8 protein-coding genes, 2 tRNA genes and 3 rRNA genes are annotated in these 14,872 nt (G+C 45.3%); 5 read left to right on the top strand and 8 right to left on the bottom strand.

The genetic code is table 11. From position 1 onward, the window contains the following. Positions 1-7 precede the first annotated feature (7 nt). The 3 genes from pbp4b to MHB69_RS01000 are packed head-to-tail and all read left to right on the top strand — an operon-like array spanning position 8 to position 4,552. Positions 8-1,363, top strand: coding sequence for a penicillin binding protein PBP4B (gene pbp4b, locus MHB69_RS01010; protein WP_065215426.1), 1,356 nt, complete (start codon positions 8-10; stop codon positions 1,361-1,363). A 13-nt stretch (positions 1,364-1,376) separates the two neighbouring features. Further along, the gene (locus MHB69_RS01005; RefSeq protein ID WP_081123887.1) at positions 1,377-3,296 is read left to right on the top strand and encodes a glycoside hydrolase family 3 protein; all 1,920 of its coding nucleotides are present in this window, start codon (positions 1,377-1,379) and stop codon (positions 3,294-3,296) included. A gap of 11 nt (positions 3,297-3,307) precedes the next feature. Then, positions 3,308-4,552: a DUF1343 domain-containing protein gene (locus MHB69_RS01000; protein WP_342495896.1), complete on the top strand. Its 1,245-nt coding sequence runs from the start codon at positions 3,308-3,310 to the stop codon at positions 4,550-4,552. A gap of 43 nt (positions 4,553-4,595) precedes the next feature. Here the strand turns inward: MHB69_RS01000 and MHB69_RS00995 are convergent, their stop codons facing one another. From MHB69_RS00995 to MHB69_RS00965, 7 genes are all read right to left on the bottom strand, one after another. Beyond that, positions 4,596-5,561 carry a bile acid:sodium symporter family protein gene (locus MHB69_RS00995; RefSeq protein ID WP_251232570.1) on the bottom strand — a complete coding sequence of 322 codons (966 nt, stop codon included), beginning with the start codon at positions 5,559-5,561 and terminating at the stop codon, positions 4,596-4,598. A 62-nt stretch (positions 5,562-5,623) separates the two neighbouring features. Next, entirely contained in the window at positions 5,624-7,063 is a 1,440-nt protein-coding gene (locus MHB69_RS00990) for a SulP family inorganic anion transporter (protein WP_034283931.1), read from the bottom strand. A 355-nt stretch (positions 7,064-7,418) separates the two neighbouring features. After that, positions 7,419-7,491, bottom strand: a tRNA-Thr gene (locus tag MHB69_RS00985). A 1-nt stretch (position 7,492) separates the two neighbouring features. Beyond that, a tRNA-Asn gene (locus MHB69_RS00980) sits at positions 7,493-7,567 on the bottom strand. A 42-nt stretch (positions 7,568-7,609) separates the two neighbouring features. Then, a 5S ribosomal RNA gene (gene rrf / locus MHB69_RS00975) occupies positions 7,610-7,725 on the bottom strand. Between the two features lie 61 nt (positions 7,726-7,786). After that, a 23S ribosomal RNA gene (locus MHB69_RS00970) occupies positions 7,787-10,717 on the bottom strand. 182 nt (positions 10,718-10,899) lie between these two features. Further along, positions 10,900-12,448: ribosomal RNA gene (locus tag MHB69_RS00965) — 16S ribosomal RNA — on the bottom strand. The 16S, 23S and 5S rRNA genes sit together here with 2 tRNA genes alongside, the layout of an rRNA operon. A gap of 376 nt (positions 12,449-12,824) precedes the next feature. Here MHB69_RS00965 and pdaB point away from each other — a divergent pair. Beyond that, positions 12,825-13,589: a polysaccharide deacetylase family sporulation protein PdaB gene (pdaB, locus tag MHB69_RS00960; RefSeq protein ID WP_342495895.1), complete on the top strand. Its 765-nt coding sequence runs from the start codon at positions 12,825-12,827 to the stop codon at positions 13,587-13,589. Here pdaB and MHB69_RS00955 read toward each other — a convergent pair. Further along, on the bottom strand, positions 13,582-14,184 hold the full coding sequence (locus tag MHB69_RS00955) for a KinB-signaling pathway activation protein (protein ID WP_034283864.1): 603 nt from the start codon (positions 14,182-14,184) through the stop codon (positions 13,582-13,584). The genes pdaB and MHB69_RS00955 overlap by 8 nt on opposite strands. 90 nt (positions 14,185-14,274) lie before the next feature. Between MHB69_RS00955 and gerD the strand changes: the two genes are divergently transcribed. Beyond that, positions 14,275-14,853, top strand: coding sequence for a spore germination lipoprotein GerD (gene gerD / locus MHB69_RS00950; RefSeq protein WP_065215438.1), 579 nt, complete (start codon positions 14,275-14,277; stop codon positions 14,851-14,853). Positions 14,854-14,872 lie beyond the last annotated feature (19 nt).

Raw genomic sequence — 14,872 nt, 5'->3', positions numbered from 1 at the left:
TTAGACCTTGAAGAAATGTTTTCTTTTGATCACATGTCTGCTCATGCTCCTTGGGTTACCAGTACAAACATTTGCAACTAGCTCCCATCCTGTATCGTCTTTGTCTAAAACAGCACCTGAAGAATATCCCGTTTTAAAAAAAGCAAAACGACCGGAACAAGTAGGTTTTTCTTCCAGGCAGCTGAGGAAGGTTGATCAAATGATTCAAAATGACATCAAAGCAGGATTTCCAGGAGCCGCTCTCATCATTATCAAGGACGGAAAGATCGTCCATCAAAAAGCCTATGGCTATCGGCAAAAATATGATGGCACAACAGAGCTCAAATCGTATAAAAAAATGAAAAAGGATACACTATTCGATCTGGCATCCAATACAAAAATGTATGCGACCAACTATGCCCTGCAAAAGCTTGTCTACGAGAAAAAACTTGATGTCAACGAAAAAATACAGACCATCCTTCCAGATTTTCAGGATGAACCTGATGCAAAAGTAACCGGTAAAGACCAGCTCAGGGTAAAAGATCTTCTCACCCATTCTGCGGGTCTCCCTTCCAGTGTTTTATTTTATAGCAAAGAATCAGCTGGCTCTTTTTATTCTCAAGACAGAAAAACAACGATGAAATGGCTGCCAAAGGTACCGCTGCAATACAAGCCAGGTACTCAGCACATTTATAGTGACATTGATTACATGCTGCTAGGCATGATCATCGAAAAGAAAACAGGCATGCCTCTTGATCAATATGTCGAGTCAACGATTTATCGGCCGCTAGGTCTCAAACATACAATGTTCAATCCACTGCAAAAAGGGTTCAAGCCGAAGCATTTTGCAGCAACTGAACGTTTAGGCAATTCACGAGACGGTGTCATCGATTTTGAAAACATCCGACGGTACACCCTGCTAGGTGAAGTACACGACGAGAAAGCATATTACTCAATGGCAGGTATCTCCGGCCACGCTGGACTTTTCTCGAATACCTCAGATATGGCCGTGCTGCTTCAGCTGATGCTTAATAAAGGAGGCTATGGAAAAACAACCATCTTTGATCAGGCTTCTATCGATCTCTTTACAGCCTCATCTGATACGAACCCAACTTACGGGCTAGGCTGGCGAAAAAACGGTCATACTGACATGGAATGGATGTTTGGAAAATATGCAAGTAACGAAGCCTATGGGCATACTGGCTGGACCGGCACCATGACGTTGATTGATCCTAAACACAATTTAGGTGTCGTGTTGCTGACGAATAAGAAACATTCACCCGTTGTTTCACCAGAAACAAATCCTAATCAATTTGAAGGTGACCTGTTCCCAACTGGTACTTATGGAAGCATCATGACCGCAATCTACGAATCTTTTCAGTAAAAGGAGGAATTCGATGTTGAAAGCTCTCTTCCCCGCTGCACTGGTTTTAGCCCTGCTAACCTCTTCCATTCCAACGGAAAAGGTTAGCTCTGCCTCTCTGCCAACCGCTAAACAAATGGTTCAAGACATGTCACTGGATGAAAAGATAGGTCAAATGCTCATGCCGGACTTTCGCAACTGGCAAACAAAAGATGAATCCGCACCTACAGGCTTCACAAAGATGAATAACGAAGTATCTCATCTTGTAGAAAAATATCATCTAGGCGGTGTCATCTTATTTGCCGAGAATGTCGTTGATACAAAACAAACCGTGAAACTAACCCATGAATTTCAAAAAGCATCACCAAACATTCCTTTACTCATTTCCATTGATCAAGAAGGCGGAATCGTCACAAGGTTACAAAAGGGAACACATTTCCCAGGAAATATGTCGATTGGTGCCTCTAGAAGCAAAAAAAATGCATATGACACAGGAAAAATCATCGGAAAAGAATTAAACGCCTTAGGCATCAATACAAACTTCTCTCCTGTGCTTGATGTGAATAATAACCCAAACAACCCTGTCATTGGTGTCCGTTCCTTTAGCTCTGATCCTGCTCTTGTCTCTAGACTTGGCCTTCAAACCATGAAAGGACTTCAAAAGGAAAAGACCATTTCCACACTAAAACATTTCCCGGGACATGGTGATACAGCCGTTGATAGTCACTACGGCTTGCCGCTCGTAGAGCATGACCTAGATCGTTTAAAAAAGGTTGAGCTGTATCCGTTCCAACAAGCGATCAATGCTGGTGCAGATATGGTCATGACCGCTCATGTGCAATTTCCTGCCATTGATGACACAACGTATCGAAGCAAAAAAGATGGCGAGGACATCATGGTTCCAGCAACCTTATCAAAAAAAGTCATCACACACTTATTAAAAGAAGAGATGGGCTTTCAAGGTGTTGTTGTGACAGACGCTCTAAATATGAAAGCGATTGCAGATAATTTCGGACAGGAAGAAGCCGTCGTGATGGCCATTAAAGCAGGCGTCGACATCGCTCTCATGCCAGCACCAGTCACCTCATTAAAAACAGAGAAAAACCTAGAGAATGTATTCAATGCTGTCAAACAAGCGATTTTAAAGAAAGAGATTCCGATGTCGCAGATCAACGAATCTGTCGAAAAAATTCTTCAATTGAAAATCAAACGCGGCATTATTTCCTCCAAAAAACCAATCAATCTTGAGAAAAAAATCAAAAAAGCCACTAAAGTCGTTGGGAAAAAGTCGCACCTTAAAGCAGAACAAAAAATGGCACGTGAAGGGATCACCCTGCTTAAAAACAACAAAAAAACCTTACCTTTCAAGCCTAAAAAGAATGACAAAATCGTGGTCATGGCACCTTACGAAGATCAGACAAAAGCAATGTCTGTCACAGTCGAATCTCTCATGAAACAAAAAAAGATTAAGCCTGTACGCATCCAGTCATATGCTTTTGCGGATAAAACGTTCACCAAAGACTCGGCCAAACTGATTCAAGAAGCTGACTATGTCATCACTGGCTCTTACGTTGTCCAAAATGATCCAGCAGTGAATGATGGCGTAATTGATGACAATGTCCAGGATCCGAAAAAATGGGCAACCGCCTTTCCTCGTGCTGTCATGAAAGAAGCAGCAGCACAAAACAAAAAAATGGTCATCATGAGTCTTAGAAATCCTTATGATGCGGCAAATTTTGAAGAAGCCGATGCCTTACTAGCTGTGTACGGTTTTAAAGGCTACTCAAACGGACAATTCAATCAGCCAAATATTCCTGCTGGACTAGAAGTGATATTTGGAGCTGCATCACCTAAAGGGAAACTGCCAGTTGATATCCCATCTGTCACTCATCCAAATCAAACCCTTTACCCATTCGGCTATGGCCTCAACTTGAAAGGGAAACAGATCAAATAGGAGGGATTCTCTTGAAGAAAACAGTCAGTTTCATACTCGCAAGCTTTCTCATGATGAGCACATTGACCGCTGCCTCTCCCGCAGAAGAACGAACAGTCACAAAAGGGAAAAAAGCATCAGTCAAAACAGGGATCGAAACACTACTCTCAAGCAATCTTTCATGGCTAAAAGGGAAAAGAGTTGGTCTCATTACAAACCCGACTGGCATCGATGCAAATATGAAAAGCAGTGTCGATCTCCTATTTGAACATCCAAATATCAAGCTCACTGCTTTATATGGACCTGAACACGGCGTACGCGGCGATGCACAAGCAGGAGAAGGCGTCGAATCCTATACCGATGAAAAAACAGGGCTTCCTGTTTACTCTCTTTATGGAAAAACAAGAAAACCAACTCCTGAAATGCTGAAAAATGTAGATGTCCTGCTGTTTGATATTCAAGACGTTGGTACTCGTTATTACACCTATATTTACACGATGGCCTATGCGATGGAAGCCGCTAAAGAAAACAACATTCCCTTTGTTGTCCTAGACCGCCCAAATCCCATTGGCGGACTAAAAGTAGAAGGACCTGTTTTAGAGCCTGAACACGCCTCATTTGTAGGGCTCTATCCCATCCCATTAAGACATGGAATGACTACTGGTGAGCTTGCAAAACTGTTTAACAAAGAGTTTCATATCAATGCTGATGTAACAGTCATCAAAATGAAAAATTGGAAGCGGTCCATGACATTCGATGATACAAAGCTGCCGTTCGTCCTTCCTTCTCCTAACATGCCAACAGTGGATAGTACCTTTGTATATCCTGCCACAGGATTAATTGAAGGCACAAATGTCTCTGAAGGCAGAGGAACGACAAAACCATTCGAGCTCATTGGTGCACCATATATCAATAGCAGCGAGCTGGCAGATCATTTAAATCAGCTAAAACTAAAAGGCGTTCAATTTAGACCTGTGTCATTCACCCCCACATTTTCTAAACATGCCGGTACACTATCTCATGGTGTGCAGTTATATGTCACAGACCGCTCATCCTTCGAAGCGGTGAAAACGGGGTTATCCATCATCAAAGCAATACATGATTTATACCCTAATGACTTTGAGTTCCTTCAAACAGGCAGCTTTGACAAACTCATCGGGAATGGCTGGATGAAAGAAGAAATCAATAAAGGAACTTCCGTCAAACATATGATGAAACGATATCATCACGAACTCAAAACATTCGAAAAGAAACGAAAAAAATATCTCATCTATTAAGATCACAGAAAAAACCTCCATCTATCAAAGGATGGAGGTTTTTTCATGAGAAAGATTTGGTCACAGCAGGTGCTTTCAGCTCAAAACGATTGAGTAAGAAACCAAACAAGGCAGCAAGCACTTGCTGAAACAGCATGCCAATCACCACAGGAACAGCGACAGCAGGCGGGAAAAAGCTAATGGCAAGCACAGCCCCCGCACTAATGTTTCTCATACCGCCCGTATACACGATGGCCACAATCTCTCCTTGAGTACATTTCATCGTCTTTCCAATCAACCATGCAAACGCATATCCGCTCATCGCAATGAGAAACACAGTCGCTGCCTTGCTAAAAAATACGGCATCCAGTTCACGCAAGTATGGTGCAACAACAGAACTGTTAATCGACACCACTACAAACAAGCCTATTTTTGAAAAAGGTGACAGTGTCTGACTGATCATTTTCGTCACAGCAGGCTTTGCATAGTGACGAACGAGCATCCCTAAAATAGATGGAAGCACCACCATCCCAAACAGCCCTTTCATGATCGCCACCATGTCCATATGAACCTGTGTACCGGCCAAAAGTGACAAACTGGCTGGCACTATCAATGGCGAAAGCAATGTATCAATTAAAATAATGGATAACGTTAACCCAACATTCCCCTTATACATTGCCGCCCATATTAAACTAGAAACTCCTGTGGGAATCACCATTGCAAGTGTCAAACCGGTGATCGTCATAGCATCACCCGCAAATATGAGATGTCCCGCTGACCAAGCATAAAGAGGCATCAACACGTGCAAAATCATAAACGATAAAATCAAAGGCAATGGGTGCATCACTGTATGCTTTAAAGCCGAAAAAGTAGAAGACAAACTCCCTGCAAAGGTCATAACAGCAAAAACCCATGGCACCAAAAACGTAAAATCCTTTAAATAGGCCGCCAATAAAACACCGAGTAACACACTAAAAGGTGTAATGAGCGGCATCATCCGGCCGAGTACTTGATTCAAACGCACAAGCATGCCGGCCACCTCCATCCCTTCACTTTCTTACCTTTTCTATTGTAACAGACAGAAAGGCCTTTTTAAGAACCACTCACCTGTTTCATAAGCTTTTGACTTGATGTATCCATTCCAACTACGTCCACCTGGACGCCATTTGCTTGATACCTTTCCTTTATACGTTCTATCGCTGATACACCTGATTCATCCCATATACGTGCTTCAGACAAATCAATCACAACAGATTGGAGTTCTTTCCCCTGATGGAAAGCTTGGATCAAGTCAGTGACAGAAGCAAAGAAAATTTGTCCTTTAACTCGATATTCCCAAGTACCTGCCTGGCTTTCTTTAGACGTAATATGAAGCTTCGATATCTTTGCGACAAAGAATACCGCACTAAGCAGTACACCTGCAAAAACGCCTTTTGATAAATCATGAGTCAACACCACCGTCACGACCGTGACAACCATCACAATAGAATCTGTTTTCGGATTCTTTTTTAGCTGCTGAAAGGAACTCCAATCAAATGTGCCAATGGAAACCATGAACATCACAGCCACAAGAGCAGCCATCGGAATTTGAACCACGACATCACCTAGTACAAAAATCAGCACCATTAAAAAAGCACCCGCTACAAAGGTAGAAAGCCGGCCTCGTCCTCCTGCCTTCGTATTAATCACAGATTGGCCAATCATCGCACAACCAGCCATACCGCCAAAGAATCCCGCAACCACATTGGCAATCCCTTGACCTCTCGCTTCCTTGTTCTTATTACTAGACGTCTCTGTCATATCATCGACAATCTGTGCGGTTAAAAGAGACTCAAGTAAACCAACCATCGCAAGTGCTAAAGAATAAGGAAAAATGATAGCAAGTGTTTCCCAGCTAAACGGAACTTGAGGAATCAGAAAAACAGGCAAAGAACTAGGAAGCTCTCCCATATCTCCAACTGTTCTAACATCAATATGTCCAAATACAGCCAATATCGTCATTACAATAATGGCAATGAGTGGGGAAGGTATCACCTTTATCACCATAGGCAATAAATAAATGATCAGCAGGGCACCACCTGTCATCATATACATGGCTAATGATTCCCCAACGAAATGTGGAAGCTGAGCCATGAAGATCATAATAGCCAACGCATTGACAAAGCCAACCATGACGGACCTCGGAATAAATTTCATCAAACGAGATACTCGGCACAATCCGAACACAATTTGAATCAAACCCGTCAAAATCGTAGCTGCAAACAAATATTGCAACCCATGATCAGCAACCAAGTGAACCATGACGAGAGCCATAGCCCCTGTTGCAGCCGAAATCATGCCTGGGCGTCCACCAACAAACGAAATCACAATCGCAATACAAAACGATGCATACAACCCGACTTTCGGATCAACGCCCGCAATAATCGAAAACGCAATGGCTTCAGGAATTAAAGCCAGTGCGACTAATATACCCGCAAGAACGTCCTGACGTACATGTCCAAACCATTCTTGCTTTACAAATAAATCTTTCAAACCATCTACTCCTTTTTATATACATTCCGTACATGGAAAAAGAAGATCAACTATACCTGGAGATGAAGAAAGGAAAAACAAACGATACTTCACTTTCGGGGGAAAAGAGGAACGTACAGAGTCTTTTGATATAGAGGATAGCACTTTAGTAAGAATAAAAGAAAGAGACTGAAGAATCAAGAACAATAAGAAGGAGATAAGTAAAAAAGCGATGCAACAATGCTGTGCAAGCCGTTTTATTCGCTTTCTTAAAGTCATCAGTCTATTGATCATCGAGCAATTTAATATATATGTAAACAAACAAAAAAAGCCTTCTCATCATCGAGAAACCTTGTCATATCAACATATAGAGGTAAGCTTCCAAGCGGGCTCGAACCGCTGACCTCTTCCTTACCATGGAAGTGCTCTACCTACTGAGCTATGGAAGCATGGCTCCGCAGGTAGGACTCGAACCTACGACCGATCGGTTAACAGCCGATAGCTCTACCACTGAGCTACTGCGGAATGATAAAGTAACTTCTTCCATTGGAAGGATATAAACAAAAAGCTTGGCGGCGTCCTACTCTCACAGGGGGAAACCCCCAACTACCATCGGCGCTGAAGAGCTTAACTTCCGTGTTCGGTATGGGAACGGGTGTGACCTCTTCGCTATCGCCACCAAACCTGATGGAGAGAATGTTCTCTCAAAACTAGATAACAATGTTCATGCTTCACATTAGAATATAGGTTAAGTCCTCGATCTATTAGTATCTGTCAGCTCCACGTGTCACCACGCTTCCACCTCAGACCTATCAACCTGATCATCTTTCAGGGATCTTACTTCCTTGCGGAATGGGAAATCTCATCTTGAGGGGGGCTTCATGCTTAGATGCTTTCAGCACTTATCCCGTCCGCACATAGCTACCCAGCGATGCCCTTGGCAGAACAACTGGTACACCAGCGGTGCGTCCATCCCGGTCCTCTCGTACTAAGGACAGCTCCTCTCAAATTTCCTGCGCCCGCGACGGATAGGGACCGAACTGTCTCACGACGTTCTGAACCCAGCTCGCGTACCGCTTTAATGGGCGAACAGCCCAACCCTTGGGACCGACTACAGCCCCAGGATGCGATGAGCCGACATCGAGGTGCCAAACCTCCCCGTCGATGTGGACTCTTGGGGGAGATAAGCCTGTTATCCCCGGGGTAGCTTTTATCCGTTGAGCGATGGCCCTTCCATGCGGAACCACCGGATCACTAAGCCCGACTTTCGTCCCTGCTCGACTTGTAGGTCTCGCAGTCAAGCTCCCTTGTGCCTTTACACTCTGCGAATGATTTCCAACCATTCTGAGGGAACCTTTGGGCGCCTCCGTTACATTTTAGGAGGCGACCGCCCCAGTCAAACTGCCCACCTGACACTGTCTCCCTGCCCGATAAGGGCAGCGGGTTAGAAGGTCAATACAGCCAGGGTAGTATCCCACCGATGCCTCCACCGAAGCTAGCGCTCCGGTTTCCAAGGCTCCTACCTATCCTGTACAAGCTGTACCAACATTCAATATCAGGCTGCAGTAAAGCTCCACGGGGTCTTTCCGTCCTGTCGCGGGTAACCTGCATCTTCACAGGTACTATAATTTCACCGAGTCTCTCGTTGAGACAGTGCCCAGATCGTTGCGCCTTTCGTGCGGGTCGGAACTTACCCGACAAGGAATTTCGCTACCTTAGGACCGTTATAGTTACGGCCGCCGTTTACTGGGGCTTCAATTCGCACCTTCGCTTACGCTAAGCGCTCCTCTTAACCTTCCAGCACCGGGCAGGCGTCAGCCCCTATACTTCGCCTTACGGCTTCGCAGAGACCTGTGTTTTTGCTAAACAGTCGCCTGGGCCTATTCACTGCGGCTTCTCGGGGCTTTAACACCCTAAGAAGCACCCCTTCTCCCGAAGTTACGGGGTCATTTTGCCGAGTTCCTTAACGAGAGTTCTCTCGATCACCTTAGGATTCTCTCCTCGCCTACCTGTGTCGGTTTGCGGTACGGGCACCTCTCACCTCGCTAGAGGCTTTTCTTGGCAGTGTGGAATCAGGAACTTCGCTACTAAATTTCGCTCGCCATCACAGCTCAGCCTTTACGGGAAACGGATTTGCCTATTTCCCAGCCTAACTGCTTGGACGCGGATATCCAATACCGCGCTTACCCTATCCTCCTGCGTCCCCCCATTGCTCAAATGGTGAGGAGGTGGTACAGGAATATCAACCTGTTGTCCATCGCCTACGCCTTTCGGCCTCGGCTTAGGTCCCGACTAACCCTGAGCGGACGAGCCTTCCTCAGGAAACCTTAGGCATTCGGTGGACGGGATTCTCACCCGTCTTTCGCTACTCATACCGGCATTCTCACTTCTAAGCGCTCCACCAGTCCTTCCGGTCTGGCTTCACAGCCCTTAGAACGCTCTCCTACCACTGTTCGTAAGAACAGTCCGCAGCTTCGGTGATACGTTTAGCCCCGGTACATTTTCGGCGCAGAGTCACTCGACCAGTGAGCTATTACGCACTCTTTAAATGGTGGCTGCTTCTAAGCCAACATCCTGGTTGTCTAAGCAACTCCACATCCTTTTCCACTTAACGTATACTTTGGGACCTTAGCTGGCGGTCTGGGCTGTTTCCCTTTCGACTACGGATCTTATCACTCGCAGTCTGACTCCCAAGGATAAGTCATCGGCATTCGGAGTTTGACTGAATTCGGTAACCCGGTAGGGGCCCCTAGTCCAATCAGTGCTCTACCTCCGAGACTCTTACCTTGAGGCTAGCCCTAAAGCTATTTCGGAGAGAACCAGCTATCTCCAGGTTCGATTGGCATTTCACCCCTACCCACACCTCATCCCCGCACTTTTCAACGTGCGTGGGTTCGGGCCTCCATTCAGTGTTACCTGAACTTCACCCTGGACATGGGTAGATCACCTGGTTTCGGGTCTACGACCACGTACTCATGCGCCCTATTCAGACTCGCTTTCGCTGCGGCTCCGCATCTTCTGCTTAACCTTGCACGGGATCGTAACTCGCCGGTTCATTCTACAAAAGGCACGCCATCACCCGTTAACGGGCTCTGACTACTTGTAGGCACACGGTTTCAGGATCTATTTCACTCCCCTTCCGGGGTGCTTTTCACCTTTCCCTCACGGTACTGGTTCACTATCGGTCACTAGGGAGTATTTAGCCTTGGGAGATGGTCCTCCCGGATTCCGACGGAATTTCACGTGTTCCGCCGTACTCAGGATCCACTCTGGAGAGAACGACATTTCAGTTACAGGGCTGTTACCTTCTTTGGCGGGCCTTTCCAGACCTCTTCGCTTATATCATTCCTTTGTAACTCCGTATAGAGTGTCCTACAACCCCAAGAGGCAAGCCTCTTGGTTTGGGCTGTTCCCGTTTCGCTCGCCGCTACTCAGGGAATCGCATTTGCTTTCTCTTCCTCCGGGTACTTAGATGTTTCAGTTCCCCGGGTATGCCTTCTCATACTCTATGTATTCAAGTATGGATACTACTCCATTACGAGCAGTGGGTTTCCCCATTCGGAAATCTCCGGATCAAAGCTTGCTTACAGCTCCCCGAAGCATATCGGTGTTCGTCCCGTCCTTCATCGGCTCCTAGTGCCAAGGCATCCACCGTGCGCCCTTTCTAACTTAACCATTTCTTACTTTAGAAAGAATCACTATGTGTGATGAACTTTGCATTGCATTCAATGTGAATGTATTACTTATTGTTATCTAGTTTTCAAAGAACAATCCTGTCTCGCTAGAGACATGTTTTGAAGGAATGATCCTTCAAAACTAAACAAGACGAAAACGTACGCTGCTCCATATATCCTTAGAAAGGAGGTGATCCAGCCGCACCTTCCGATACGGCTACCTTGTTACGACTTCACCCCAATCATCTGCCCCACCTTCGGCGGCTGGCTCCATAAAGGTTACCTCACCGACTTCGGGTGTTGCAAACTCTCGTGGTGTGACGGGCGGTGTGTACAAGGCCCGGGAACGTATTCACCGCGGCATGCTGATCCGCGATTACTAGCGATTCCAGCTTCACGCAGTCGAGTTGCAGACTGCGATCCGAACTGAGAACAGATTTATGGGATTGGCTAAACCTTGCGGTCTTGCAGCCCTTTGTTCTGTCCATTGTAGCACGTGTGTAGCCCAGGTCATAAGGGGCATGATGATTTGACGTCATCCCCACCTTCCTCCGGTTTGTCACCGGCAGTCACCTTAGAGTGCCCAACTGAATGCTGGCAACTAAGATCAAGGGTTGCGCTCGTTGCGGGACTTAACCCAACATCTCACGACACGAGCTGACGACAACCATGCACCACCTGTCACTCTGTCCCCGAAGGGAAAGCCCTATCTCTAGGGTTGTCAGAGGATGTCAAGACCTGGTAAGGTTCTTCGCGTTGCTTCGAATTAAACCACATGCTCCACCGCTTGTGCGGGCCCCCGTCAATTCCTTTGAGTTTCAGTCTTGCGACCGTACTCCCCAGGCGGAGTGCTTAATGCGTTAGCTGCAGCACTAAGGGGCGGAAACCCCCTAACACTTAGCACTCATCGTTTACGGCGTGGACTACCAGGGTATCTAATCCTGTTCGCTCCCCACGCTTTCGCTCCTCAGCGTCAGTTACAGACCAGAGAGTCGCCTTCGCCACTGGTGTTCCTCCACATCTCTACGCATTTCACCGCTACACGTGGAATTCCACTCTCCTCTTCTGCACTCAAGTTTCCCAGTTTCCAATGACCCTCCCCGGTTGAGCCGGGGGCTTTCACATCAGACTTAAGAAACCGCCTGCGAGCCCTTTACGCCCAATAATTCCGGACAACGCTTGCCACCTACGTATTACCGCGGCTGCTGGCACGTAGTTAGCCGTGGCTTTCTGGTTAGGTACCGTCAAGGTGCGAGCAGTTACTCTCGCACTTGTTCTTCCCTAACAACAGAGCTTTACGATCCGAAAACCTTCATCACTCACGCGGCGTTGCTCCGTCAGACTTTCGTCCATTGCGGAAGATTCCCTACTGCTGCCTCCCGTAGGAGTCTGGGCCGTGTCTCAGTCCCAGTGTGGCCGATCACCCTCTCAGGTCGGCTACGCATCGTCGCCTTGGTGAGCCATTACCCCACCAACTAGCTAATGCGCCGCGGGTCCATCTGTAAGTGACAGCCGAAACCGTCTTTCATCCTTGAACCATGCGGTTCAAGGAACTATCCGGTATTAGCTCCGGTTTCCCGGAGTTATCCCAGTCTTACAGGCAGGTTACCCACGTGTTACTCACCCGTCCGCCGCTAACATCCGGGAGCAAGCTCCCTTCTGTCCGCTCGACTTGCATGTATTAGGCACGCCGCCAGCGTTCGTCCTGAGCCAGGATCAAACTCTCCGAAAAAGTACAAAACCGAAGTTTTGCTTTTCGCCAGTTTGACTGACTACCTATGAAGTTTCATAGGATTTTTTTATAAAAACTCGAATTAACAGGTACGTTTTGTCTTGTTTAGTTTTCAAAGATCATCTCCGCCGTTCTTAGCGGCTTTAATAATATAACATTTCGCTTCATCTTATGTCAACAACTTTTTTCAAGTTTATTTCCCGAAGCGTTTTGTGTTTGTCACTGTGTGTCAGCGACGATTAATAATATATCACGAAAACATTCTATCGGTCAACGCCTTTTCGAAACTTTTTTTGAAATAGTTTTATTAAGCATCTTAAACCCTTGTCCTGCATACAATCAAGTAACAATCTTGGACAAGGCAGGAGTGTTTGAATTGAGTCGATTATATGTGTTGCCTATTAAACGGCTGAAGCAAGTTGTCATTATTCTTGTAGCAGCCCTTGCAGCTGCAACCTTTTTTTATGTACAAAAGGCACCGCCGCTGTCGGTATTTAAAACTGAACATGGACCCCGAGCCATTTATAAAGGAGAGACTTCATCAAAACATGTCTCTCTCACTTTTAATATTGGCTGGGGGGATGAGAAGGCTGTTCCTATTTTAAATGTCCTTCGAAAGTACGGTATAAAGAACGCCACTTTCTTTCTGTCTGCTTCTTGGGCTGAGCGTCATCCTGATATCGTGAAACAAATTAGGGAGGACGGCCATCAAATTGGAAGCCTCGGCTATGCTTATAAAAATTATAGCCAGCTTGAAGATAGTGAAATCAAGCAAGATCTTGTCCGTGCACAAAATACATTTCAAAAGCTTGGACTAGATGACATTCAACTATTAAGACCGCCAACTGGACAGTTTAACGAAACAGCACTGAAAATTGCCACACAGTACGGTTATACCGTTGTTCATTACAGCATCAATTCACAGGATTGGCTGAATCCGGGTGTCGACCAAATTGTTCAAAATGTAAATGATCGAATGAAAAGCGGAGACATTGTTCTCCTTCACGCCTCAGATTCAGCAACCCAAACCGCTCAAGCCTTACCAGCTATTTTGAAACAAATAAAAGAAAAGCATTTAAAAAATGTGACAGTTGGCGAACTGATCTCCAACACGAAAACAAAGTCATCAGAAGTTAAGTAGCTTTCGCTTTTGAAAACCGCGGCATCGCTAACAGCTGAAACGCATTACAGCCTAATAGCGGGAACAGCATTAAATACAGCCAGTCCTCTTCATTGACTCTGAGCGCCGGGAACCATTCTAACGACGTGATGACAACCATGAGAAACATTGCAGAAACAAATGTTTTCTTAGAGGACTGCTGCTGTTTAAAATAAGCCACGATCAATGCAAACACACCGATAAAAACAGGCAGCCACAAGTATGGAAGAAATGAATCATTCTCCCCGAAAAACAAAAATCGCAAGTAAGCTAAATCAAACAGCACAAAAATCACAAGAAACAGCTGAATGGTATTCCATAAAGAATGTGACCGGAAAATCTCTAACGCAAACCGGTGCACCGTCAAGAAGACAACAAACCCCATCTGGCTAATGACACTAAAGATCATCCCTACACCAATGAACCAAAACAACACAGATGCGATCTCTAGAATTTCAAACGATATAAAAAGCTTCTGATATTTCCCCCACTCCAGCGCAAAGCCTACCACGCTTGTAATGACCGCTCCAACAGCTAGCACAGAGAAGAAAAAACGAACTAAATCCCGACTTTTCATTGAATTGATCCAACCCCTATTTTTGTTATGTATAAATTTACGTGAAACATTCATATTAAAAGTAAGACATGTAACGAAAGGAGCCACAGTATGTCAAAAGGCATCTTGCGTATAATGAGCTGTTTTCTTCTTTTATCTCTAACAGCTTGTGCTCCCAAAACCCAATCCTCATCTAATATGGACTATGACGAAACAAAAAAAATGGTCGTCGATATATTAAAGACAGATGACGGTAAAAAGGCCATTCAACAGTTATTAAATGACGAGGCAATGAATGAAGCTTTGGTAATGGATGAACAAACTGTGAAAAAAACGATAGAGAAAACACTGACTTCTGATAAAGGCAAAGAGTTCTGGAAGAAGGTCTTTGAGGATTCTAAATTTGCCGAGACTTTCGCAAAATCCATGCAGCAACAGCATGAAAGAATGTTAAAACAATTAATGAAGGATCCTGACTATCAACAGCTGATGATGGATATTCTCAAGGATCCTGAAATGGAAAAGAAATACGGTGAACTGGTAAAAAGCAAAGAGTTTAGAAAACACTTAGAAAAAGTCATTACGGAAACATTAAGCAGCCCTCTTTATAAGAAGAAATTCGAAGATGAGCTCAAAAAGGCAGCATCCGAAAGCAGCAGTGAATCCGGATCACAAGGAAGCGACAGTTAAACATCACCCGAGTGGCATT

It is taken from the genome of Bacillus sp. FSL K6-0994, from assembly GCF_038630815.1.
Classification (GTDB): Bacteria; Bacillota; Bacilli; order Bacillales; family Bacillaceae; genus Bacillus; species Bacillus safensis.
The sequence above is the reverse complement of the archived record's forward strand: the minus strand, read 5'-3'. Positions and strand labels throughout refer to the sequence as shown.